Source organism: Homoserinimonas sp. A447, from assembly GCF_054489325.1.
In genome coordinates, this window is record NZ_JBTMWW010000001.1 from 2,624,760 (window position 1) to 2,646,858 (window position 22,099).

At 66.2% G+C, this 22,099-nt stretch carries 24 protein-coding genes; 11 read left to right on the plus strand and 13 right to left on the minus strand.

Annotation, left to right across the window (positions count from 1 at the left end; all coding sequences use genetic code 11):
- Positions 1–27 precede the first annotated feature (27 nt).
- Together ACX3O0_RS12930 and ACX3O0_RS12935 are read right to left on the minus strand one after the other, a co-directional pair.
- Positions 28–909: a bile acid:sodium symporter family protein gene (locus tag ACX3O0_RS12930; protein WP_459107973.1), complete on the minus strand. Its 882-nt coding sequence runs from the start codon at positions 907–909 to the stop codon at positions 28–30.
- Positions 910–1,020: 111 nt separating this feature from the next.
- A complete protein-coding gene (locus tag ACX3O0_RS12935; protein ID WP_459107974.1) occupies positions 1,021–1,470 on the minus strand; it encodes a MarR family winged helix-turn-helix transcriptional regulator in 450 nt (149 codons plus the stop codon).
- A 69-nt stretch (positions 1,471–1,539) separates the two neighbouring features.
- Between ACX3O0_RS12935 and ACX3O0_RS12940 the strand changes: the two genes are divergently transcribed.
- On the plus strand, positions 1,540–1,755 hold the full coding sequence (locus ACX3O0_RS12940; protein ID WP_459107975.1) for a hypothetical protein: 216 nt from the start codon (positions 1,540–1,542) through the stop codon (positions 1,753–1,755).
- A gap of 119 nt (positions 1,756–1,874) precedes the next feature.
- On the opposite strand, the gene ACX3O0_RS12945 is transcribed toward ACX3O0_RS12940, so the two are convergent.
- Both ACX3O0_RS12945 and nucS read right to left on the minus strand, forming a co-directional pair.
- Positions 1,875–2,531: an HAD hydrolase-like protein gene (locus tag ACX3O0_RS12945; protein WP_459089503.1), complete on the minus strand. Its 657-nt coding sequence runs from the start codon at positions 2,529–2,531 to the stop codon at positions 1,875–1,877.
- A 26-nt stretch (positions 2,532–2,557) separates the two neighbouring features.
- On the minus strand, positions 2,558–3,253 hold the full coding sequence (gene nucS / locus ACX3O0_RS12950; RefSeq protein ID WP_459089505.1) for an endonuclease NucS: 696 nt from the start codon (positions 3,251–3,253) through the stop codon (positions 2,558–2,560).
- A 119-nt stretch (positions 3,254–3,372) separates the two neighbouring features.
- On the opposite strand from nucS, the gene ACX3O0_RS12955 reads away from it, so the two are divergent.
- Both ACX3O0_RS12955 and ACX3O0_RS12960 read left to right on the plus strand, forming a co-directional pair.
- Positions 3,373–4,326: a hypothetical protein gene (locus tag ACX3O0_RS12955; RefSeq protein ID WP_459107976.1), complete on the plus strand. Its 954-nt coding sequence runs from the start codon at positions 3,373–3,375 to the stop codon at positions 4,324–4,326.
- A gap of 359 nt (positions 4,327–4,685) precedes the next feature.
- Positions 4,686–4,892: a dodecin family protein gene (locus ACX3O0_RS12960; RefSeq protein ID WP_459089509.1), complete on the plus strand. Its 207-nt coding sequence runs from the start codon at positions 4,686–4,688 to the stop codon at positions 4,890–4,892.
- On the opposite strand, the gene ACX3O0_RS12965 is transcribed toward ACX3O0_RS12960, so the two are convergent.
- Positions 4,889–6,109, minus strand: coding sequence for an MFS transporter (locus ACX3O0_RS12965; protein WP_459107977.1), 1,221 nt, complete (start codon positions 6,107–6,109; stop codon positions 4,889–4,891). The genes ACX3O0_RS12960 and ACX3O0_RS12965 overlap by 4 nt on opposite strands.
- 19 nt (positions 6,110–6,128) lie before the next feature.
- Entirely contained in the window at positions 6,129–7,448 is a 1,320-nt protein-coding gene (locus tag ACX3O0_RS12970) for an MATE family efflux transporter (protein WP_459107978.1), read from the minus strand.
- 121 nt (positions 7,449–7,569) lie between these two features.
- Between ACX3O0_RS12970 and ACX3O0_RS12975 the strand changes: the two genes are divergently transcribed.
- The 7 genes from ACX3O0_RS12975 (at position 7,570) to ACX3O0_RS13005 (ending at position 13,824) form a co-directional block, all read left to right on the plus strand.
- The gene (locus ACX3O0_RS12975) at positions 7,570–9,606 is read left to right on the plus strand and encodes a M13 family metallopeptidase (protein ID WP_459107979.1); all 2,037 of its coding nucleotides are present in this window, start codon (positions 7,570–7,572) and stop codon (positions 9,604–9,606) included.
- Positions 9,603–10,508, plus strand: a complete 906-nt coding sequence (locus ACX3O0_RS12980; protein WP_459089517.1) for a serine hydrolase — start codon at positions 9,603–9,605, stop codon at positions 10,506–10,508. Before ACX3O0_RS12975 ends, ACX3O0_RS12980 begins: the two co-directional genes overlap by 4 nt.
- Positions 10,509–10,622: 114 nt before the next feature.
- The gene (locus tag ACX3O0_RS12985) at positions 10,623–11,003 is read left to right on the plus strand and encodes a YtxH domain-containing protein (RefSeq protein ID WP_459089519.1); all 381 of its coding nucleotides are present in this window, start codon (positions 10,623–10,625) and stop codon (positions 11,001–11,003) included.
- Between the two features lie 6 nt (positions 11,004–11,009).
- Positions 11,010–11,408, plus strand: coding sequence for a phage holin family protein (locus ACX3O0_RS12990; protein WP_459089521.1), 399 nt, complete (start codon positions 11,010–11,012; stop codon positions 11,406–11,408).
- Between the two features lie 8 nt (positions 11,409–11,416).
- The gene (locus tag ACX3O0_RS12995; protein WP_459089523.1) at positions 11,417–11,653 is read left to right on the plus strand and encodes a DUF3618 domain-containing protein; all 237 of its coding nucleotides are present in this window, start codon (positions 11,417–11,419) and stop codon (positions 11,651–11,653) included.
- A gap of 136 nt (positions 11,654–11,789) precedes the next feature.
- Complete coding sequence (locus ACX3O0_RS13000; protein WP_459089525.1) at positions 11,790–12,575, plus strand: uroporphyrinogen-III synthase; 786 nt, start codon at positions 11,790–11,792, stop codon at positions 12,573–12,575.
- Between the two features lie 7 nt (positions 12,576–12,582).
- Positions 12,583–13,824 carry an FAD-dependent oxidoreductase gene (locus tag ACX3O0_RS13005; protein ID WP_459107980.1) on the plus strand — a complete coding sequence of 414 codons (1,242 nt, stop codon included), beginning with the start codon at positions 12,583–12,585 and terminating at the stop codon, positions 13,822–13,824.
- A gap of 107 nt (positions 13,825–13,931) precedes the next feature.
- Here ACX3O0_RS13005 and acuI read toward each other — a convergent pair whose 3' ends face one another.
- On the minus strand, positions 13,932–14,939 hold the full coding sequence (acuI, locus tag ACX3O0_RS13010) for an acrylyl-CoA reductase (NADPH) (protein WP_459107981.1): 1,008 nt from the start codon (positions 14,937–14,939) through the stop codon (positions 13,932–13,934).
- A 36-nt stretch (positions 14,940–14,975) separates the two neighbouring features.
- Positions 14,976–16,001, minus strand: a complete 1,026-nt coding sequence (locus ACX3O0_RS13015; protein ID WP_459107982.1) for an ATP-dependent 6-phosphofructokinase — start codon at positions 15,999–16,001, stop codon at positions 14,976–14,978.
- 132 nt (positions 16,002–16,133) lie between these two features.
- Between ACX3O0_RS13015 and ACX3O0_RS13020 the strand changes: the two genes are divergently transcribed.
- Positions 16,134–16,487: a DUF4190 domain-containing protein gene (locus ACX3O0_RS13020; RefSeq protein ID WP_459089533.1), complete on the plus strand. Its 354-nt coding sequence runs from the start codon at positions 16,134–16,136 to the stop codon at positions 16,485–16,487.
- An 82-nt stretch (positions 16,488–16,569) separates the two neighbouring features.
- Here the strand turns inward: ACX3O0_RS13020 and ACX3O0_RS13025 are convergent, their stop codons facing one another.
- The 5 genes from ACX3O0_RS13025 to trhO form a co-directional block, all read right to left on the minus strand.
- Positions 16,570–17,802, minus strand: coding sequence for a sugar ABC transporter permease (locus ACX3O0_RS13025; RefSeq protein WP_459107983.1), 1,233 nt, complete (start codon positions 17,800–17,802; stop codon positions 16,570–16,572).
- Positions 17,799–18,605, minus strand: a complete 807-nt coding sequence (locus ACX3O0_RS13030) for an ATP-binding cassette domain-containing protein (protein WP_459107984.1) — start codon at positions 18,603–18,605, stop codon at positions 17,799–17,801. The genes ACX3O0_RS13025 and ACX3O0_RS13030 overlap by 4 nt, the downstream gene beginning before the upstream one ends.
- A gap of 120 nt (positions 18,606–18,725) precedes the next feature.
- Positions 18,726–19,811 (minus strand): ABC transporter substrate-binding protein, encoded by a 1,086-nt coding sequence (locus tag ACX3O0_RS13035; RefSeq protein ID WP_459107985.1) that lies wholly within the window; start codon positions 19,809–19,811, stop codon positions 18,726–18,728.
- A 142-nt stretch (positions 19,812–19,953) separates the two neighbouring features.
- Positions 19,954–21,144 (minus strand): ROK family transcriptional regulator, encoded by a 1,191-nt coding sequence (locus tag ACX3O0_RS13040; RefSeq protein ID WP_459089541.1) that lies wholly within the window; start codon positions 21,142–21,144, stop codon positions 19,954–19,956.
- A gap of 43 nt (positions 21,145–21,187) precedes the next feature.
- The gene (gene trhO / locus ACX3O0_RS13045) at positions 21,188–22,066 is read right to left on the minus strand and encodes an oxygen-dependent tRNA uridine(34) hydroxylase TrhO (protein WP_459107986.1); all 879 of its coding nucleotides are present in this window, start codon (positions 22,064–22,066) and stop codon (positions 21,188–21,190) included.
- Positions 22,067–22,099 lie beyond the last annotated feature (33 nt).

Genomic DNA, 22,099 nt, shown 5'->3' on the forward strand with positions numbered 1-22,099 from the left:
GACTCGCGTAGGTGAGACCGAGCCTGTCTACGCGGAGACCGCGTCGGGGACCGTCATGCGCGAGCGACCGAGCACGAAGAACCCGAAGGCGGCCGCGACGAAGAACATGAGCACGCCGTACACCGCGGCCGGCAGCGAGAGCTCCAGGCTTCCGAGCACGGACTGGGCGATGACGATGGCGAGTGTGGCGTTGTGGATGCCGATCTCGAAACCGCTGGCGATCGCCTGCGACCGGCCGACCTTGAACATGAGTGGCGCCAGGTAGCCGACGGTGAGGCTGATCACGCAGAACAGAACGGTGATGAGGGCGAGCATCGCGAAGTTGGCGACCAGGATCTCCCGGTTGGAGATGACGGCGCCGGCGATCACCACGACCAGGATGATGACCGAGGCGATGCGCACCGGCTTGTCCATGGCAGCCGCGAATTTCGGCTTCCACTTGCGGATCAGCATGCCCAGCAGCACCGGCAGCAGCACGATGGCGAACACTTCGAGCGTCTTCGACAATTGCAGGCCCACTTGGTCACCACCGGGCATGAAATAGGCGATCGCCAGGTTGGCGATGATCGGCAGCGTGACGACGGCGATCACCGAGTTGATGGCGGTGAGGCTGATGTTGAGCGCCACGTCTCCGCGGAACAAGTGACTGTAGAGGTTCGCTGTGGTGCCGCCGGGTGAGGCGGCGAGCAGCATCATCCCCACCGCCAGCACTGGGGGCAGCTGGAACGCGAGCACCAGGCCGAAGCAGAGGGCGGGCAGCACGATGAGCTGGCAGACCAAGGCGATGAATACGGCTTTCGGATGCTTCCCCACCCGAGCGAAGTTGGCCACCGTGAGGGTGAGGCCGAGCCCCAGCATGATGATTCCGAGGGCGACGGGGAGACCGATGGTGGTCAGCGCTGAGTCCATCCGCTCAGTGTGGCGGAAATCGGTACCGTCGTGCCACCGCAACACGGAGCGATAGTGGCCGTTCCGGAGAGATGTGCCCCGCGGAACGGGTGCATCCCTCCGGAACGGGCACTATTGGGGGCGGGTGGCGGCGGCGAGCACGACGTGCAGGATGTCGCGCAGCTTCTCAAGGTCGGTGATCGGCACCCCGAGCCGCTCGATGATCTGCGCCGGCACCTTCTCGGCTTCCGCACGGAGTTCAGTCCCGGCAGCGGTCAATGTCACCGCGAGCGCGCGTTCGTCGCTCTCACTGCGGGCGCGCGTGATCAACCCGGCAGCTTCCAGCCGCTTGAGCAGTGGGGACAGCGTCGCGGGTTCCAGGTGCAGGGCGTGCGCGATGTCGGCGACGGTTCGTGGGTTGCGCTCCCAGAGTGCGAGCATCACCAGGTATTGCGGATGCGTGAGCCCGAGTGGCTCGAGTACCGGACGGTAGAGGCCGATGACGCTGCGCGAGGTCGCCGCGAGGGCGTAGCAGACCTGCATGTCGAGGGAGAGCGGATCGCGAGCGGTCATGGTGGTCATGGATCCAGTCTAGCCAATTCAGTTAGTGTGCGTATGATTAGTGTGCGAACTAATTAGGAGCGAGACGGAATGAACGACCAGCGGAAACCGAACTGGGCAGACAAGCTCAACGCACTGCTGGTCCCGTACATCGGCCCGCCGCCGCTCGGCCCCTACGGCGAGGCTCCGCTGCCGCCGACCCGGCTGTCGGCATGCCCGATGTGCGGGGTCGTCATGTCGGCACACGAAGTCGAGCGCCGAGACGGTCGCCCGACCAAGCTGCACTGCCCGGTCCCGGCTGCCTAGCGCAGAGCCCGTCCCATCTGTCAACAGGACCGATCATCCGACGCGCCGTCGCCCCAGCGCGCTCGTCGGCGTGTCACCGAATCCGTCCTGTTGACGGAGGCATCAGGAGAGGCAGCGGCCTATGGCAGCAGCAACGGGATGAGTTCGCCCGGCGAGGAGACGACCGCGATCGAGCCCTCCTGCTCAGCGAGCGATCCGTAGCCCCAGTCCACAAAAATGGCCGGTACGTCGTTCGCGGCCGCGCCCTCGATATCGTGCTTCCGGTCGCCGATCATGACCGGGTTGCTGAGGTCGGCCCCGATCATCCGGAACCTGGTGAGCGCCTCTTCGATGACGTCCTTCTTGGCGCTGCGGATCTCGTCGATCGACGAGCCGGCGATCACCCGGAAATATTGCGTCAGGTTGGCGTTGTCGAGAATGACGGATGCCGGGAACTCCGGCTTCGAGGTGGCCAGCGACAGCGGGATACCGCTTTCGTGGATGGAGCGCAGAACGGAGCCGATCCCCTCGAACACCGGGCTGGTCTGCGTGCCGTGGTCGAGGTAGTGCTTGCGGTAGATGGCGAGCGCCTGCGCAGATTCGATCGGCGTCATCCCCGCGTAGTCGCGGAAAGCATCGAGGATCGGCGGGCCCACGTAGGCGAGCAGTTCTTCGGCCGATGGAACCGGCCGGCCCAGTTTCTCGAACATGTAGCTGAGCGACGCGGTGATTCCGGGTGCGGAGTCGGCGATCGTCCCATCGAGGTCGAACAGGATGCAGGTCCACGGCTTCTTCATTGTGCCTCGAGCCTACTTAAGGAGCGTCAGAACAGGCGCAGGTGGCTGTCATCGAGGCCGCGCATCTCGTCGTAGTCGAGGGTGATGCAGCGGATGCCGCGGTCCAGTGCCAGCGTTCGTGCCTGCGGTTTGATCTCCTGTGCCGCGAAGACACCCGCCACCGGGGCCAGGCGCGGGTCGCGGTTCATCAGTTCGAGGTAGCGGGTGAGCTGCTCGACCCCGTCGATGTCGCCGCGCCGCTTGATCTCCACCGCGACACTGCCGCCGGAAGCATCCGTCGCCAGGATGTCGACCGGGCCGATCGCGGTCATGTATTCGCGGCGCACCAGGCGGTAGCCGTCGCCGAGCACCTCGATCTGCTCGGCGAGCAGCTTCTGCAGGTGTGCTTCGACGCCGTCCTTCTGCAGGCCGGGGTCGATGCCCAGCTCGTGGGTGCTGTCGTGAAGAATCTCGTGGATGGAGATGACCAGCAGGTCGGCGGTCTTCGCCTGGGTGACCTTCCAGATTTCGGCGACGCCGGCATCCGCCTGCTCAGACTCCGGCTCGATCGTGGCGAAAGTACAGGGCGGGCTCATCCAGTTGAGCGGCTTGTACGACAGCGAGTCGGAGTGCACCAGCACGCTGCCGTCCGCTTTCAGCAGCAGCAGCCGGGTGGCAAGGGGAAGGTGCGCACTGAGGCGGCCCGCGTAGTCGACGGAGCAGCGGGCAATGACAAGTCTCACTTCTCTAGGGTATGGGTTCGGCCCGGCCTCGAGTGATGGGGACAGCATCGGAGCAGGCCGCGATCAATGCCCACATCAGGGGTCAGCTCCGACCTGCTGGTGTTGGCTAGGTTGTGGACATGACCATTACGGGGCCGAGGGTGTCTTCGGGCAGCTTCGATGAGCTTGCTCGCGACCTCCAACGCATGCGGCTGGAGGCCGGGGCGGTGTCCTACACGGAGTTGGCGACGCGCATCACTCAGCTCCGTGAGTCCCAAGGCATGAGCGAGGCGGCGGCGAAAGTTGCCCGGTCGTCGGTTTACGACGTGTTCCGGCCGGGTCGAAAGCGAGTGAACGCCGAGCTGGTCGGAGAGATTGTCCTCGCGCTCGGGCGCGGCGAGGACGAGGCGACGGCCTGGCGTCTGAGGACAGCCGCCGCACGGGAGGAGGACGTGCAACCCCCGGACGACCGACTCGGTGGTAGCAAGCGGGGCAGGAATGTTGCCCTGGCCGTGGTGCTGTGCGTTGCCGCCGTCGGGCTGAGCCAGTTCATGAACTTCACCGTCAGCGCGCTGCATCTGCCGCTCTACCTCGACATGGTCGGCACCGCCTTCGCTGCCTTCGCGTTCGGGCCGTGGGCGGGCGCGGCGGTTGGAGTGGCGACCAATCTGACCGGCAACCTCATGCACGGGGACTTCAGCGGCTGGGGCTTCGCGTCCGTCCAGGTCGCCGGAGCAGTCATCTGGGGCTATGGCTTACGAGGCTGGTTCGGGCGCAGCCGTTCTCGCTTCCTGTTACTCAATGCTGTGGTCGCGGTCGTCTGCTCGCTGGTGGCCGTGCCGGTCATTCTGCTCTTTTTCGACGGGGTCAGCACCCTGTCTGGTGCCGCTGCGCTCGCAGATGCGGCGCAGCAGCTCGGCAACGGGCTGCTGGCCACGTTGTTCTCGGTCAACATGCTCACTTCCCTCGCGGACAAGCTCATTTCCGGCTATCTCGGGCTGTTCATCGTCTGGGCTCTCGCGCACTACGGGTTCGCCATTACGGACACCGTCCGGGTTCGTTTGGGGTTGGTGCCACCGCGGGTCAAGGGCTGAGTGTCGCGCCTAGGCTTTTGGTGGAGCTCCAACACGTCAGGCTTTCCCGAGGCCCGACTTCCACTAGACCGGAACAGCTGATCCAACGGCTACACCCTTGATTACCCAGGGGAGACCGCGGATCAGCCACCCGATCCGGTCATCGGGGTCTCCGAAGCCTGGGGGCTGAGGCTTCGGAGATTCCCGAGGTGCCGCTGCGGAGCCCGGCGCCGTCATCCTGATGCACCCGAGCGCAGCCATCACGCGCCGCCCTGCAAAGGCTGGGCATTGGATGAGAGCTCGAGCCGGCGCGGAGGCCCGAGCGTACGCTCGAAAATCATCCGCCATCGCGGAGAAATCCACCACTTAGAGGAGGAATCATGGGATCCGTCGCACGAGTAACCACACTCAATATCCGCTCGGAGACAAGTTTCGAGGACGCCGTCAAGATCGGCATCGAGCGCGCACACAAGACTCTCCGGGGAATCTCCGGAGCCTGGGTCAAGGAGCAGAAGGTCGAAGCGGCCGACGGCCAGATCACCGCCTGGTCGGTCGTGCTCGAAGTGACCTTCGTGCTGGATGACTAGGACTTCATCGGCTCGCGGGCGGCGTGCGAGACGGCGCCCGCGGCCACGATGAGCACCAGCACGATCAGCAGGGCATTCAACAGCCCGACCTGCTGACCCAGGAAGCCGATCAGCGGCGGCCCGATCAGGAACGCTGAGTAGCCGATCGTGGCAACCGCGCTGACCCTCGCCGCGGCCGTGCGCGGATCGTCCGCCGCCGCCGACATGCCGGTGGGGAAGCCGAGAGCCGATCCCAGGCCCCACAGGACTACCCCGACCACGGCGATCCAGGCGACCGGGACGAAGATCACGATGAGCAGGCCGATCACCGCGAGGGCAGCGGATGCGCGCAGCACCGGAACGCGTCCGAACCGGTCCAGGATTCTGACGCCCGCGAGACGACCGACGGTCATCGCAGTCACGAAGACGCCGAACACCAGCGCGCCGGTTGACTTGTCCACGCCGTGTCCCTCGACCATGGTGAGCGACAGCCAGTCGTTCGCCGAACCCTCGGCGAAGGCCATGCCGAGCACGATCACGCCGATGAGGAGCGTACGGGGGTCTCGCCAGACGCCGAGGCGTTCCCGCCAGGTAGTGCCGTGGTCTTCATCCGGCGAATCGACTTGCAGCACGTTCTCCGACTGGGTCGACATCACTCCGAGCAATCCGGCGACCACCATTACCGCCGACACCACCGCGGCCTGGACAGCGATCGGCACCTGCGCGAATTCCGCGGCCGCTCCGACCCCAGCCCCGATCATGGTGCCGAAGCTGAAGAAAGCGTGGAAGATCGGCATGATGGTGCGCCCGAGCGCGCGCTCGTTGACGGCACCGGACAGGTTCATGGCGACGTCGCACACCGACATGCCGGCACCGAAAACGGCCAGGCCGGCGAATACCACCCAGAATTGTTGCCCGACGGTGACGCCGACACCGGCCAGCCCCAGGCCCAGGGGGCCGATCACCAGCGACCAGGCCATCGCGCGGCGGGTGCCGAAACTGGCGATCACGTGGCTCGCCGCCAGCAACCCGGTGATCGAGCCGACCGCGATGGCGAAAATGAGCACGCCGATCTGCGCGGTATTGACGTCGAGCGCGTCCTTGACCGCCGGGATGCGGGCCATCCAGCTGGCGATGCCGATGCCGCAGACGGCGAAGATCGCGAAGATCCCGTTGCGCCAGGCGACGACCTGACCGCGGTTGAGTCCAGCGGGGTAGACGGGAGTGGGCGAAGTCACTCTGACAATCGTAGGCGGGTCAGCGTGACCCGGTGACGATCCAGCGGTTGCCTTTCGCCCGCAGGCCGAGGGTCAGTGCACGCGCTCCCATGTAACCGAAGCCGAACGCCACCCAGAGCCAGGCGAGTGCGGCATCCGGTCGGACGGACTCCAACCAGAACAGCAGTGGCACATACGCAGCCAGGTTGAGCGCACCGGTGATCGCCAGGTAGCGGGCGTCGCCCGCCCCGATCAGCACGCCATCGAGCACGAACACATAACCGGCGAGCGGGATGCCGGCAGCCATGATGTACAAGGTGACGGTGACCGCGCTCCGTACCGCGGCATCCGAGGTGAACACGGGAGCGGCCACCGGCGCCAACGCGGCGATGACCACGCCGAGCAGCAGGCCGAAGAGCAGACCGTGCTGGATGAGGCGTCTGGTGATGGCCGCGACCCGGTCGACGGCGGATGCGCCCAGTCCGTGCCCGATGAGCGCCTGGCCGGCGATCGCGAGGGCATCGAGGATGAATGCCAGCGTTGCGAAGATCGTCATCGCGATCTGCAGCGCCGCCAACTCGGTCACGCCGAAGTCGGTCGCGACGAAGACGGTGGCGAGCATCGCCGCCCGCAGGCTGGCGGTCCTGGCGAGCAGCCACATCCCGGTTCCCGCAGCGGCGCTGACACCGCGGAGCCCAGGCCGCAGGCTCGCGCCGGTCGCGGATGCTGCGCGCACGGCCATGACGATGTAGACGATCGCCATCGCCCACTGGGCGATGATCGTGCCGACCGCGGAGCCGGCGATGCCCCAGCCGAAGCCGTAAATGAAGATCGCGTTGAGCGCGATGTTCGCGCCGAAGCCGCAAACGGCGACGACCAGCGGAGTCCGGGTGTCCTGCAGCCCTCGCAGCAGGCCGTTCGCGGCGATTACGATCAGCATGCCCGGGATGCCCCAGAGGGAGATGCTGAGATAGGTGTTGGCGGCCGTCGTCACGTCGGGCGCGGCGCCGAATACGGCCACCAGCCACTCGCTGGTGGGGATCCCGACGATCATGAGTGCGACACCGATCAGCAGCGCGAGCCACATGCCGTCGATTCCGGCACGGATGGCGCCTCCCCGGTCGCCGGAACCCAACCGCCGGGCGACAGCCGGCGTGGTCGCATAGGCGAGGAAGATCAGCAGGCCGATCGCGGTCTGCAGGATGGCGCTCGCGATGCTCAGGCCGGCCAACGGCGCCGCGCCGAGGTGGCCGACCATCGCGGTGTCGGTCAGGAGAAAAAGAGGTTCGGCTACGAGCGCCCCGAGCGCGGGTACGGCCAACCGCAGGATGTCGCGGTCAAGTTCTCTGGAGATGCCCAAAACCTTACCCGAGATGCCAGAAATTGGCGTTCCCGTGGCCGGGGAAGCCCATTTATCGGCACCCCAGGGAATGGGGGAGACCGGGCTGCGAGCGCACATCGGGGGAGCATAGGCTGGGAGCATGAGCGCCGATCCCCAGCTGACTTCCGGTATCCAGACCGACGAACTCGACCCGAACATCCGCCCGCAGGACGACCTGTTCCGCCACGTCAACGGGAAGTGGATCGACCGCACCGAGATTCCGTCCGACAAGGCCAGGTATGGCTCGTTCTACGTGCTCGCGGAGGAGGCCGAGAAGGCTGTTCGCGACATCATCGAGGAAGCACAAACCGCCGCCGAGGGAACCGAGGAGCGCAAGTTCGGCGACCTGTACGCGAGCTTCCTCGACATCGACCGCATCGAGAAACTGGGCGGGGAGCCGCTGGCTCACCTGCTGGCTGAGGTCGACGCGATAAGCACCGTCGACGAACTGCTCTCCACGCTCGGCAGCCTTGAGCGCCAGGGCACCAGCGGGCTGTTCCAGCTCTTCGTCGACAACGACCCGGGCAACCCCGAACGCTACCTGGTGTTCCTCGAGCAGGGCGGAATCGGCCTGCCGGACGAGTCCTACTTCCGCGAGGAGAAGTTCGACGAGGTACGGACCAAGTACCAAGAGTTCCTGGAGCGGATGTTCGACCTCGCGAAGTTGCCGGAGGCATCCGCCAGCGCTCGCCGCGTCTTCGAGCTGGAGAAGCAGATCGCGTCCCACCACTGGGACAATGTGCGCTCCCGCGACAGCGAGGCGACCTACAACCTGATGACCTGGACGGATGTCGCATCGACCGGGGTCACTTCGACACCCTCGACCAGCGGGAGCCTGACTGATGTCAAAACGTCCGAGTTGAACGACTGGCGGAGGGCGCTCGACCCCCCAACCGGCTCATTCGACGAGCTGGTCGTGCGCCAGCCGAGCTTCATCGAGGGTGTTCGCACGCTCTTCGCCGACGAGCACCTCGAAAGCTGGAAAGACTGGCTGCGCTGGCAGGTCATCCGATCATCCGCCCCCTACCTGTCCACAGACTTCGTCGACGCCAACTTCGACTTCTACGGCAAGACCCTGACCGGCACGCCAGAGCTGCGGGCCAGGTGGAAGCGCGGCGTCTCCCTGGTCGAGGGCGCGATGGGCGAGGCGGTCGGCCGCATCTACGTCGACCGGCACTTCTCGCCGACCGCCAAGGCGAGCATGGACGTCCTCGTCGACAACCTGGTCGAGGCGTACCGCCAGAGCATCGCCGGCCTGTCCTGGATGACGGATGCCACCCGCCAGCGCGCCCTCGAGAAGCTGGAGAAGTTCACGCCCAAGATCGGCTTCCCGGTGAAGTGGCGCGACTACTCGACCCTCGAGGTCGACCCCTCAGACCTGATCGCCAACGTGCGGGCGACCAGCGAGTTCGAGTTCCAGCGCGAGCTGGGCAAGATCGGCAAGCCGCTCGACCGCGACGAGTGGTTCATGACCCCGCAGACCATCAACGCGTATTACAACCCGGGGTTCAACGAAATCGTCTTCCCGGCCGCGATCCTGCAGTTCCCGTTCTTCGACGAGACCCGTGATGCGGCCGCCAACTATGGGGCGATCGGCGCGGTCATCGGCCACGAGATCGGTCACGGCTTCGACGACCAGGGCTCCAAGTACGACGGTGACGGTCGCCTCATCGACTGGTGGTCGGCGGATGATCGTGAGGCCTTCGAGAAGCTGACCTCCTCCATGATCGAGCAGTACAACGCGCTGGCGCCGCGGCAGGTTCCCGACCATTTCGTGAACGGCGCGCTCACCATCGGCGAGAACATCGGGGACCTCGGCGGGCTCGGGATCGCCTGGAAGGCGTACCTGATCTCCCTGGACGGTCAGAAGCCGCCGGTGGTGGACACTTCGACGAGCTCAGTACAGGCAGGATCCTTGAGCGGGGCCGAGCGGTTCTTCCTCTCCTGGGCCCAGGCCTGGCAGTTGAAAGCTCGCGACCAGGAGGTCATCCGCCTGCTGTCCATCGACCCGCACTCGCCCAACGAGTTCCGATGCAACCAGATTGTTCGCAATATCGACGCGTTCTATGAGACGTTTGAAGTGACCCCCGATGATGAGCTCTGGCTCGACCCGAACGAGCGTGTGACTATTTGGTGATTCCGACGCGAGATCAGGACAAACGCGAGCGGGTCCGTACCGTCAGGGCGGGCCGCCACCGTGGCGCCGACGGAGCTGAGAGCTTCTCCGGCGGGTTCCACGCGCTCGGAGAGCTCGCCTACCTGGGCGCCCAGGTTTCGGCAAGCGTCATCGACCTGACCACTCGCGCCCAACTGGTTTCCATCGACGATCGCATCGCGCTTCCGACGGCCAGCGTCGGCAAGGTGTTGCTCCTGATCGAGGCATCGGCGAGGATCACCGCGCGCGATTTCGCCGGCTACGGCATCCTCGACAAGACCCCCGGCGACAATGTCGCGGACTCCGGCCTGTGGCGGCACCTTCAGGCGCCTGCCCTTCCGGTAGTCGACCTGGCCACGCTCGTCGGCGCGACCAGCGACAACCTGGCGACGAACGTTCTGCTGCGGGTGATCGGCCTCGAGGCGGTGCGCGCCCGCGCGGAGTCCCTGGGTCTCAAGCGCACCGCCCTTCTCGACCTGGTGCGCAACCGTCGCGGTCCGGATGACGCCCCCCAACTTTCCGTCGGCTCGATGGCAGAACTCGCCTGGCTCTTCGGTGCACTGTCGCGCGGCGAGGTGGTCGACCCGGTGACCAGCCAGCGGGTGCTCGGCTGGCTGTCGCTGAACGCCGACCTCTCCATGGTTGCCAGCGCCTTCGGCCTCGACCCGCTGGCCCACCGAGAGGAGGACCACGGCATCCAGATGGTCAACAAGACGGGAACGGATGCCGGCGTCCGCGCCGAAGCCGGGGTCGTCCGCAGCGCCCGTGCCGGCGTCGCCTACGCGGTGACCGTTCAGTTCGCCGACACCGACCTCCTGGCCCGGTTGCGCGTACTCGACGCGATGCGCACGGTGGGGCGCGACATCCTCGAGTACCTTCACTGAGGCACTTTCGGATCAGCCTGAGAGTTAGCTCCATGCCCGGTGAGGGCGTCGGACACTACGCTTGAATAGCCGTCGAGCGGACGCTCGGCAATAGACGAGGAACAGGAGTAGCTAATGCGAGGCAAAATCCTCATCGTGACCGGGCTGGCCGTTGGATACGTGCTGGGAGCCCGCGCCGGCCGTGAACGCTACGAAGAGATCAAGCGTGCCGCCACCAAGTTCTGGAACGACCCGAGGGTCAAGCAACAGGTCGAGACGGTCGAAGACTTCGCGAAAGACAAGGCGCCTGAGGTGGTCGACTTCATCAGCGACAACGCCAAGAAGGTGGTCTCCCAGGTGCGCTCAGCAACCAAGAAGTCGGATGCCGGCAGCAAGAGCTCGACGGGCGGTACCTCAACGAGCGGCAGCTCCACGAGCGGTACCTCAACGAGCGGCGCGACTGCGGCCGGTGTCAGGAAGAACCCTGGGACGCGTTCGTCAAGCACCTCGAAGTAACCGACCATGACTGAACCGATTCGACCGAAGCGGTCACTGCTCACGCTGCTTACCGACCTGCCCGGCCTGGTCAAGGAGCTCATTGCGGCCGAGATCGACCAGCTCAAGGCCGAGTTGACCCGCAAGTTCACCGCGCTCGGCATCGGGGCGGGCTTGCTCGCCGGAGCCGCCGTCGTAGTGCTCTTCGCGGTCGGGGTGCTGCTGACGGCTGCGATCCTCGCGTTGTCCCTGGTGATGCCGGGCTGGCTGGCTGCGCTACTGGTCGCACTGCTGCTGCTGATCATCGCAGCGATCGTCGGTTGGATCGGATACGTGAAGCTGAAGAGCGGGATGCCACCAATGCCGACCGCGACAATCAACAGCCTCAAGAAAGACCTGAACGTCGTACGCGGCGTCGGAAAGTGAGAGAAGCCATGACCACATCAGATCTGGGTGGAGCCGACATCAGGGCTACCGCCAAGCGGGTGGAGTTGGAAGAGACCCTCGACGAGCTCGAGGACAAGCTGAACGTGCCGAAGCAGGCCGGAATCCTCGCCGACAAGGTGCGGGTGTCGTATGAAGACAACCCGGTGCCGTGGATCATCGGGGCGACGGCGGCGGTCGTTGTTATTGGTGGCTTGATTGCTTGGGCGATTTTCGGGGACGACTGACCTCCCTCGCAGGCTCGGTCGGCGCTGGGGTCGCGTGATCGCTGGCGCGATCACCATAGCTCCACCGCGCGGGACGACTGACCCTCACTGAGCAGTGCTTTTGGCTCTCACGGGCTAGCGGGGCAGTATTGAAGGCATGACTCCGCTCCGCAACACCAAACCACTCGCCGGCTGGCGAGTGCTGGTTCCGCGTGGTGGCGCCTATGGCGAGGTTGTCGCCGCGGCCCTCCGTTCCTACGGTGCGTCACCCGTGGTGGCGCCGATGGTGAACTTCGCCAGCCCCGAAGATGTACCGGCACTCAGCGACGCCCTCTCGCGACTGGCGAAAGGCCACTTCGACTGGGTGGCCGTAACCAGCGCAGCTGTTGTCGACGTGCTGGTCAGTCAGGGGATCACCATTCCGGAGAAGACCAAGGTCGCTGCCGTCGGGGAGACCGCGAACACCGCGCTCACCCTGGCCGGGTACCGGGTCGATTTCGCACCGGAGGCCGACAAGTCGATGCGCGGGCTGTTGAAGGAATGGCCGGAGTCTGAGCGGTCCGGCCGGGTGCTGGTGCCGCAGTCTGACCTGTCGGAGCCGCACCTCCTGGCCGACCTCGCCGAACTCGGCCTCGACATCGAATTCGTCATCGCCTACCGAACCGTGGGGGTTCCCGTCTCGGAGAAAGTGGCGACGGATGTTGCTGACGCCCGCATCCGCGCGGTGCTGGTCAGTTCGGGTTCGGTCGCCAGGCAGGTGCAAGCGCAACTCGCACCGCTGCCCGAGACCATTGTCGTCGCCTGCATCGGCCCGCGAACGGCGTTCGATGCCAGGGCCGCCGGCCTGAGCGTGCACGTCATTGCCGAGGCCCGCACGGCCGACTCCCTGGTCGAGGGCCTCGCGGAGTACGCTGCCCACGAATCACAAGGCGAACGCGACTAGGTAAGCCATGGACACCCGCGACCTCGACACGACGTGTTGCATCGCGGGTGGCGGCCCGGCGGGCCTGATGCTGGGGTTCCTCCTCGCGAAAGCCGGGGTCGATGTCGTCGTGCTGGAGCAACACGCCGACTTCCTGCGCGACTTCCGCGGCGACACCATCCACCCGTCCACCATCGACCTGCTGGGCGAGCTCGGCCTGAAGGATGCGTTCCTGAAGCTGCCGCACAACAAGGTCAAGGGCCTCGACGTCGTGCTCAGCGGCAACCGCATCCAGCCCGTCGACTTCACCAGGTTGCGTGGTGGCACGCGCTTCCTGGCGTTGATGCCGCAGTGGGACTTCCTGAACTTCATCGTCGCCGAGGCGTCGAAGCTGCCGCACTTCAAGCTGATCACCCAGGCGGAGGTCACCGGGCTCCTCCGTGAACGGGATCGCGTCAGAGGCGTCACTGTAGCCACCGGTGACGGAGAGCTGACGGTGCGAGCAGACCTGACGGTGGCGGCGGATGGTCGTGATTCGGTGGTTCGGGAGGCATCCGCTCTCCCGTTGAAGGAGTACGGCGTCGCCGTCGACGTGCTGTGGTTCCACCTCCCGATGACCCGGAAGGAACGCCCGACACTCGCCTACCTCGACAAGAAGTCGATGGTGCTGACGATTCCGCGCGGCGACTACTACCAGGCGGGCATGCTCATCCCGAAGGACGGGTTCCCCGCGTTGAAGAGTGCCGGGCTCCCGGCGTTCCGGCAGCGCGTGGCCGAGACGGCACCCGTGGTCGCCGACGTGGTCGACTCACTCCGGGGCTGGGACCAGGTCAAGCTGCTCTCGGTGCAGGTGAACCGACTGAGCCGGTGGTATCTGCCCGGTTTGCTCTGCATCGGCGACGCCGCCCACGCCATGTCGCCCGCCTTCGGGGTCGGCGTCAACTTCGCGATCCAGGACGCCGTCGCCACCGCCAACCGGCTGGCCGCACCGCTGCGCACCGGCACCCTCACCACGCGGGACCTGGCGGCGGTGCAGCGGCGGCGCGTGCCGCCGGTGCGGGTGATGCAGCCGATCCAGCTTCAGCTGCACAAGAGGATCGCGAACGCCGGGCCGGGGGTGAACCTGCCCCATCCGCTTCCGGCGCGGGTGCGGTTCGTGTTGCACCTGCTGCTGCCGATCGTCCGGCGAGTGGCCGCCCGGGTGGTGGGCCGTGGCATCCGCCCCGAGCGGGTGTCGCCCGAACTGAGGCGCCTCTTCTCGACCCGGTAACTGTTCACCCGTCAGCTGCGGACACGAGTGCACAAGTACCGCGGACGGTTGAGTCCGTAGTTGACGGGTGGGCGCGTCCGTGAACGTGCCGCGCCGGATGCGCGCGGTCAGGTGCGCACGTCGACGACGGTGCGACCACGGATGCGCCCGGCGAGGATGTCGTCGGCGATGCGCCGCGCATCCGCCAGCCCGACCGTCTCGGTGAGGTCGTCCAGCAGGCCGAGGTCCAGGTCGGTCGCGAGGCGTGACCAGGCCTCCTGTCGAATGGCCGCCGGGGCGAACACCGAGTTGATGCCGATCAGGCGCACGCCGCGCAGGATGAACGGCAGGACGGTTGCCGGGAGTTCGTGGCTGGCGGCCAGGCCGCAGGAGGCCACTGCGCCGCCGTAACGTGTCTGGGCGAGAACGTTCGCCAGGGTCGTGCCGCCGACCGAGTCGATCGCGCCCGACCAGCGCTCACCCTGCAGTGGCTTGCCGGGTTCGCTCAGTGAATTGCGGTCGATGATCTCGGTCGCACCCAACCGCCGGAGGTACTCGTGCTGCTCCTGGCGGCCGGTGGAACACACCACGGTGTGCCCGAGGCCGGCGAGCAGCGCAGTGGCGATGCTGCCGACGCCGCCGGCAGCCCCGGTGACGAGAACCTTGCCGTCCGTTGCCCGGCTGCCCAGCGCATCCGCCCGTTCCAGTTCCATGACGGCGAGCATGGCCGTGAACCCTGCGGTGCCGATCGCCGCCGCCTGCCGGGCGGAAAGCCGCTCCGGCAGCCGCACCAGCCAATCGCCGCTCACGCGGGCGCGCTCGGCCAGGCCGCCGTTGTGCGTCTCTCCGATTCCCCAGCCGTTCAGCAACACCTGGTCGCCCGCGCGCCACCGGTCGTCGGATGATTCGGCGACAGTGCCGACCAGGTCGATGCCGGGGATGAGCGGATGCTCGCGGATCACCCCTGGGCGGCCGGCCAGCGCCAGGCCGTCCTTGTAGTTGATGCTGGAGTACTCGACGTCCACCAGCACATCGCCGTCGGCCGATTCCGTACGATCGGCAAGGTCGGCATCCGTCACGTTCACCAGCTGGGAGTCGACGCCGTCGCCGCCCTTGGTCACCATCCATGCGCGCATGGAACCAACCATACGCAGCCGTCCCGTACGAGTCGGTCAGCCGAAGAGGATCGCGGCCTCGTCGTAGCGTTCCTGCGGCACCGTTTTGAGCTTGCCCAGGGCCTCCTCGAACGGGACCGCAATCATGTCGGTGCCGCGCAGGGCGACCATCTGCCCCCACTGCTTGTTCCTGGCCAGGTCGAGCACCGCCATGCCGAGGCGAGTGGCGAGCACGCGGTCGTATGAGGTGGGTGTCCCCCCGCGCTGGATGTGCCCCAGGGTGGTCGCCCGGGTCTCGATTCCGGTGCGTTCTTCGATGACCGGCGCCAGGTGCTCGCCGATGCCACCCAGTCGCGGCCGGCCGAAAGCGTCCAGCCCGCGTTCGTGGTGTGCGTCATCCATGGTGTCGAGAGTGAACCCCTCCGAGACGACGATGAGCGGCGCGCGACCGCGATCGTGGGCGCTGGTGACCCAGCCGATGATCTGGTCCATCGACGTCTTCTGCTCGGGAATCAGGATGGCGTGAGCACCGGATGCCATGCCGGAGTGCAGCGCGATCCAGCCGACGTGCCGGCCCATGACTTCGGCGATCATGCAACGCCCGTGGGAGTCGCCGGTGGTGCGCAGGCGGTCCATGGAGTCCGTGGCGATCTGTACGGCGGTGTCGAACCCGAAGGTGTAGTCCGTCGCCGAGATGTCATTGTCGATCGTCTTCGGCACACCGACGATCTCGAGCCCCTCATCGGAGAGACGCTTGGCGGCGGCGAGAGTACCCTCACCGCCGATCGCGATGATGGACCCGATGTCGTTCCGCTCCATCACCTCGCGGATGCGGTCCGGCCCGCCATTGCCCTCGAACGGGTTGGTGCGTGAGGTACCGAGGATCGTCCCGCCCTGCTTGCTGATGCCCTTGACCTCGTGGCGGCCGAGAGGCACGAGCTCCTCTTCAACGACGCCGCGCCATCCGCCCTTGAAGCCGGCGAATTCCTGACCGTAGAGCTGGTCGCCCTTGAGCACGGCTCCGCGGATGACGGCGTTCAACCCGGGAGCATCTCCGCCGCTGGTCAGGATTCCGATTCTCATGTGTCCATTGTGGTGGAGCCAGGGACAGGGCGCGACTTGGGCGAGGCCAAAACGCCGATTGCTCAGATAGCCCCTGCACCACTACAGTCGTGCCTGCGCGTGTTCGACGCGCCATCCAACTCAGGAGAACACATGACTGAAGCTACACCCGCCCCAGCCCCCAGCGCCGACTACACCGCGCCCGTTGCCGAGAACCCCGGCAAGACGCTCGGCATTGTTGGGCTCGTGCTCGCCTTCATCGCGAACATCGTTGGCCTCATCGTGAGCATCATCGCGCTCAACAAGTCGAAGAAGGCCGGCTACAAGAATGGGCTGGCGCTCGCCGGTATCATTGTCGCCAGCGTCTCGATCGTCATCTCGATCATCGCGGTCATCGCCATCGTCTCCCTGGGTGCGGCCGGCTTCAACGCCATCGCCGAGGCCTGCGCGGGCTACGCGTCGGGTGAAGTGCTCACCGACGGCACCACCACCATCACCTGCCCGTAGTCACGTACAACAGCAACGCCCCGGTGTCAGACACCGGGGCGTTGCTGCGTGAACGGGCCCGTTCGGGTCGGGCCCGTTCGGGTCAGGCCCGACCGTGGATGGCGCGGGAACGCCGCGACAGCGAGTCGATGATCACGGCCAGCAGCAGCACGACGCCGGTCACCATGTAGCGCACCGAGGAGTCGAGGCTCAGGAGGGTCAGCCCACTGGCGATCGACTGGATGACGACGATGCCCAGCACGGCGGACCAGGCGCTGCCGCGTCCACCGAAGAGGCTGGTGCCACCGATCACCGCTGCCGCGATCGCGGTCAGGTTGGTGTCGCCTCCTCCACTGCTCTGGTTGGCCGACGCGAGCCTGGCTGCTGCCAGGATGCCGCCGAGCGCGGCCAGCGAGGTGCTGATGATGAACACCGAGATGTACACCCGGTTCACCCGGATCCCGGCACGCCTGGCCGCCTCGACGTTGCCTCCGACGGCGTAGATGGAGCGTCCCCAGGTGGTGCGGGTGAGTGCGTAGTTCAGCACCACAACGAGCACGATGAACAGCAGGAACATCATCCCGACGCCGCGATTGGTGCCCAGGTACCAGGATCCGACGAGCAGCACCGCGAGCAGCAGTGCGCCACGGATGAAGATTCCGGTCTTCGAGGCCGAGATGAGTCCCGCCTTGTCGCGACGGTTAGCCGTCAGCAGGTTGCTTGCCACATAGCCGCCGGCGGCGAGTGCGGAGAGCACGTACGCCAGCCAGTCCGGAAGGAACATCTGCTGGGCGAACATCACGATCCACGAATCGAACGGGATGTTGATCGACCCCAGCTTGCCGAGCACCCAGAGCTGGATGCCCAGCACGCCGAGAAGGCCGGCCAGCGTGATCACGAAGCTGGGCACGCCGAAGCGGGTATAGAGGAACCCGTACAGCCAGCCGAGGAAGGCGCCGGCACCCAGCGCGGCAATGATCGAGACGATCAACGGCCATCCGAGCTGGGTGAAGGTGACGGCCAGGATGGCGGCCGCGAGCCCCGAGATCGACCCGATGGAGAGGTCGATCTGGGCGAGCAGCAGCACGAGGACGACCCCGAGCGCAATGGTTCCCAGCGCCGCGCACTGCAGGGCGAGGTTGACCAGGTTGGAGCTGGACAGGAAGTTCGGGTTCAGGATCTGGAAGACCGTCCAGATGATGGCCAGGCCGACGACCACGGGAATGGCGCCGAGGTCACCGCCGCGCGTGCGGTTGCGGAAAGCAGCCCAGCTCTCGGCAATGGTCGACCGTTCCGGCCGCACGGAGGGAGCTGTCGGGTTGGTGACGGTGCTCATGAGGTGGCCCCTTCCGGGTTCTGGGCGGATGCCCGGCGGGTGACCGCGTTGTCTGTTGCCCCAGTGATGGCGGCGATGATCTCTTCGTAGCTGACGTCCGGGACCCGGAAGTCACCGTTGTTCTGTCCGAGCCGCAGCACCACGACGCGGTCGGCGACGGCCTGGACATCCGCCATATTGTGGCTGATCAGCACCACCCCGAGACCGCGCTCGCGAAGCCGCTCGATCAGGTTGAGCACCTCAGCCGTCTGCGCGACACCGAGTGCCGCTGTCGGCTCGTCGAGGATCACGATGGACGGGTCGCCGATGAGCGACCGGGCGATGGCCACCGTCTGGCGCTGCCCGCCGGACAGGGAGGCGACGGCCGTGCGAACGGAGGGGATCTTCGCCGAGAGCTGGCGCAGCAGGCTCCACGCTCGCTGCTCCATCTCGACCTCGTCGAGGGCGAAGGTTCCGAGTTCCCGGCCGAGGAACAGGTTGGAGACGACGTCGAGGTTGTCGCACAGGGCGAGATCCTGGAAGACCGTCGCAATGCCGAGGTCGCGCGAGTCGACGGGACTATTGATGGTGACCCGATCACCCAGGTGGGTCATGGTGCCGGAGTCGGCCGGATGCACACCGGCCAGGATTTTCACGAGCGTGGACTTGCCGGCGCCATTGTCGCCGACGATGGCGACGACTTCGCCCTTGTAGATGTCGAGCGACACATCGTCCAGCGCCTGAACGGCACCGAAGCCTTTGCTGATGCCGCGGAGCGAGATGATGAGATCGTCGTCCGGTATGGCCTGGGTTACGGCGGTCATGGTGTTGCCTCTTCCTTGAGCGCTGGTTGGAGTGTGGTCACCGGGCGGTAACGCAAAAGTACAGCCGATCGGGGCGCACAGGTACTGCCCCGATCGACTGCACTGCTTGCATGGTGCCCGCTACTGGATGCCGGCTGCCGCGCAGGCGTCGGCGTACTCGGCGGTGCAGATGTCTGCCACGGTGTAGAAGCCGTCTGCGATCACGGTGTCCATGATGTTGTCGATCGTCACGACGACCGGGTTGAGCAGGGTGGTGGGTACGCCATCCGTGTCAGCCGATTCGCCGGTCAGCGTCTTGCCGTTCAGCAGGTCGATGGCGAGCTGGGCTGCCGTCTCCGCCTCGAGCTTGAGCGCCTTGTAGATCGTCATGAACTGGTCACCGCTGACGATGCGCTGGATGGCCGGAAGCTCGGCATCCTGGCCGGTGACGGGCGGTAGTGGGTCGACTCCGCCGGCCTTCATTGCCGCGATCGCGCCACCACCGGTTCCGTCGTTGGCCGCGTAGACGCCGACGATGCTGTCACCGAACTGGGTGACCTGGCCTGCCATCCACTCCTGTGCCTTGTCCGGGCTCCAGTCTGGGGTGTCGAACTCGGCGACGACGTTGTACGGGCTCGCGTCGATCACGTTGTGCGCGCCCTTCTTGAACAGCGTGGCGTTGTTGTCGGTCGGCGACCCGTTGATCATGACAACGTCACCTTCGGTCACGCCGTCAGCTGCGAGCTTGTCCACGAAGGCCTGGCCCTGCAGCTCGCCGACCTTCTCGTTGTCGAACGAGAGGTAGAAGGCGAGATCGCTGCTGTTGATGAGGCGGTCGTAGGAGATGACCGGAACATCCTGCGCCTTGGCGGATGCGACGATGCTGGCGGCCGCGGACGAATCGACCGGGTCGAGCACCATCACGGCTACACCCTGGGTGAGTGCAGACTCGGCTTGCTGTTGCTGCTTGGCGGGGTCCTGGTCGGCGTTGGAGTAGACGACCTCGCACTCGGGGCACAGCTCGGCGATCTTGGCTTCGAAGATCGGGCGGTCGTAGGCCTCGTAGCGGGTGTTCTTCGACTCCGGCAGCAGCAGGGCGATTTTGCCGGTGGCGGCATCCCCGGTGTCGGACGATGAACCTTCTTGCGGTGCACACGCGGTCAGTGTGCCGGCCGCGAGCAGGAGCGCTGTTGCTACGGTCACCGCTCTCTTGGTGGCGATCTTCATTGAAAAACCTCCGGTCATGGCCGCCCTCGGTGGCGGTGGCATGAGCATGACACTATTCCGTTCTTGGCGTCAAGTCTTGAACTCAAGGTTTTCGGTTCACGACAGCGTCCTTCGCAGGCGGCACTACCGGGCGAGCGGATGCTCAGGGCGCGACAGCGGCGGAATCGCTGGACGTGATGGTGACCCGGTCGACCGCCAGGGCGATCGCCCCGAGCATCTCCGCGCGGGCGCCCAATTGGCTCTGCACAATGTCGGGAACGCTGTCCGGACCGACGATGACTGCCCGTTCCAGGGCATGGCGCATCGGTCCGAGCAGCAGCTCGCCCGCCTGCGACAGCTCGCCGCCCACCACCAGCCGGGAGGGGTCGACGATGTTGCAGAGGTTGGCCGCGGCGACCCCGATGTGGCGTCCGGCATCCGCTATCGCACGAATGCATTTCGGGTCGCCGGCGATCGCCCGAACCACGATGTCGTGCAGCTTAAGGCCGCGATGGTTGCCGCGGAGGGACTCGATGAGCGCCGGGCCGCCGACGTAGGTTTCGAGGCATCCGCGGTTGCCGCAGCGACACAGCGGACCGTTCTCGTCGATGGTGAAATGACCGAACTCCCCGGCGCTGCCGTTGTGCCCGCGAAACACCTTGCCGTTGATGATCAGGCCGGCGCCGATACCGTCGTCGATGCTGAGATAGACGGCGTTCTCTTTGCCGCGCAGGGCGCCGGAACGGAACTCGGCCCGAGCGCCGAGGTTGGCGTTGTTGTCCACGAAGACCGGGCGCTTCAGCCGACGCTCCATCACCTCGGCGACCGGAACGGCATCCCAGCCGCGCATGATGCCGGTGCGTGAAATGGTTCCGGTGCGAAGGTTGATCGGCGCGGGCAGGGCGACGCCGACGGCAAGCACCTCGCCCATGGTGGCGTCGACGGAGTCCAGCATGTCGGCGATGAGCCTCGACGTGCGGTTCAGTTCGTTGTCGGCGCGATGGTCCTTGGCCAGCGGCAGGTGGTGCTCCGCGACCACGGTGTGGGCGACATCCGCCAGCGCCACCCGCAGGTGCCTGGTCGAGAAGTGGATGCCGGCCACCAGCCCCAGGGCGCGGGCGAGAGTCACGTGCTGGGCGCGGCGGCCGCTGCGCGTGCTCGGGGTGGTGTTCAGGACGCCGGAGGTCGACAGCTCCTTGACGATGTTCGACACCGTGGCCGGGGAGAGGCCGGTAGCACCGGCGAGCTCGACCTGGGTCAGCCCTCCGTGCCGCTTCACGGCATCGACGATTCGCGCGCGGTTGGCTTCACGAAGTGAAGTCTGCGACCCCGGAGTCGCCCGCTTAGTGCTCACAGGATCAAGATACAGGTGCGGACGGGCGACCGCGCCACCCGGTTCAGGAAACCAGGGTCAGCGGATGCTCGGTGCAGGCCGTCTCTGCAGCGTGCTGCTCGCAGACCACCAGCTGGGTGCGGCAACCCAGGTCGTGGCAGTTCTGCATGTGGCTGGTGGGCGCTGCGCAGCGGTAGCAGCGCCCGATCACGGCAGCATCTGAACTGAAATCGACCGCCATCCGCCCGTCGAAAACGTAGAGCGATCCCTGCCACAGCCCTGAGTCCGCGAACTTCTCGCCGTAGCGGGCGATGCCGCCGTCGAGCTGGTAGACCTCGTTGAAACCACGCTTGATCATCAGGCTCGACAGCACTTCGCAGCGGATGCCGCCGGTGCAGTAGGTGACCACCGGCTGGTCCTTGAGATGGTCGTATGCGCCGCTGTCCAGTTCAGCGATGAACTCGCGGGTGTTGCTGACCGGCGGGACCACAGCATCCGCGAACCGGCCGATCTCGGCCTCGAAAGCGTTGCGTCCGTCGAAGAAGGTGACGTCCTTCTCGGCGACCAGCTCGTGGAGTTGTTCGGGAGTGAGCCTCATGCCGCCGCCGACCACACCATTCTCGTCGACCTGCAGTTCACCGGGCGCCCCGAAGCTGACCAACTCGTCGCGAACGCGCACGCTCAACCGGGGGAAGTCGTCGCCGCCGCCGTCGCTCCACTTGACGTCGAGGTTCTTGAACGGTGGATACTCCCGCGTCTTGCGCAGGTACTTCTTCACAGCAGGCAGGTCGCCGCCGACCGTCCCGTTGATGCCGTCCTTCGAGATCAGGATGCGTCCGCCCAGCCCGAGCGACTCGCACAGGTCGCGCTGCCACAGCCGGATCGCCTCGGGGTCGGCGAGCGGGGTGAAGATGTAATAGAGCAGGATCTTGGGGATGGCCACCGCCCAATTGTATTTTGCGCTCGCCCTCACATC

What these genes read in the sequence shown, in the direction of transcription:
- ACX3O0_RS13020 (WP_459089533.1), top strand. Translation starts at nt 16,134, where the DNA reads ATGACTGAAGCTACACCCGCCCCAGCCCCCAGCGCCGACTACACCGCG.
- ACX3O0_RS12935 (WP_459107974.1), bottom strand. Translation starts at nt 1,470, where the DNA reads ATGACCACCATGACCGCTCGCGATCCGCTCTCCCTCGACATGCAGGTC.
- ACX3O0_RS12975 (WP_459107979.1), top strand. Translation starts at nt 7,570, where the DNA reads ATGAGCGCCGATCCCCAGCTGACTTCCGGTATCCAGACCGACGAACTC.
- ACX3O0_RS12990 (WP_459089521.1), top strand. Translation starts at nt 11,010, where the DNA reads ATGACTGAACCGATTCGACCGAAGCGGTCACTGCTCACGCTGCTTACC.
- ACX3O0_RS12995 (WP_459089523.1), top strand. Translation starts at nt 11,417, where the DNA reads ATGACCACATCAGATCTGGGTGGAGCCGACATCAGGGCTACCGCCAAG.
- ACX3O0_RS13005 (WP_459107980.1), top strand. Translation starts at nt 12,583, where the DNA reads ATGGACACCCGCGACCTCGACACGACGTGTTGCATCGCGGGTGGCGGC.
- ACX3O0_RS12930 (WP_459107973.1), bottom strand. Translation starts at nt 909, where the DNA reads ATGGACTCAGCGCTGACCACCATCGGTCTCCCCGTCGCCCTCGGAATC.
- ACX3O0_RS13030 (WP_459107984.1), bottom strand. Translation starts at nt 18,605, where the DNA reads ATGACCGCCGTAACCCAGGCCATACCGGACGACGATCTCATCATCTCG.
- ACX3O0_RS12955 (WP_459107976.1), top strand. Translation starts at nt 3,373, where the DNA reads ATGACCATTACGGGGCCGAGGGTGTCTTCGGGCAGCTTCGATGAGCTT.
- ACX3O0_RS13025 (WP_459107983.1), bottom strand. Translation starts at nt 17,802, where the DNA reads ATGAGCACCGTCACCAACCCGACAGCTCCCTCCGTGCGGCCGGAACGG.
- ACX3O0_RS12945 (WP_459089503.1), bottom strand. Translation starts at nt 2,531, where the DNA reads ATGAAGAAGCCGTGGACCTGCATCCTGTTCGACCTCGATGGGACGATC.
- ACX3O0_RS12960 (WP_459089509.1), top strand. Translation starts at nt 4,686, where the DNA reads ATGGGATCCGTCGCACGAGTAACCACACTCAATATCCGCTCGGAGACA.
- ACX3O0_RS12940 (WP_459107975.1), top strand. Translation starts at nt 1,540, where the DNA reads ATGAACGACCAGCGGAAACCGAACTGGGCAGACAAGCTCAACGCACTG.
- acuI (WP_459107981.1), bottom strand. Translation starts at nt 14,939, where the DNA reads ATGCGCGCATGGATGGTGACCAAGGGCGGCGACGGCGTCGACTCCCAG.
- ACX3O0_RS13000 (WP_459089525.1), top strand. Translation starts at nt 11,790, where the DNA reads ATGACTCCGCTCCGCAACACCAAACCACTCGCCGGCTGGCGAGTGCTG.
- ACX3O0_RS13015 (WP_459107982.1), bottom strand. Translation starts at nt 16,001, where the DNA reads ATGAGAATCGGAATCCTGACCAGCGGCGGAGATGCTCCCGGGTTGAAC.
- ACX3O0_RS13035 (WP_459107985.1), bottom strand. Translation starts at nt 19,811, where the DNA reads ATGAAGATCGCCACCAAGAGAGCGGTGACCGTAGCAACAGCGCTCCTG.
- ACX3O0_RS12985 (WP_459089519.1), top strand. Translation starts at nt 10,623, where the DNA reads ATGCGAGGCAAAATCCTCATCGTGACCGGGCTGGCCGTTGGATACGTG.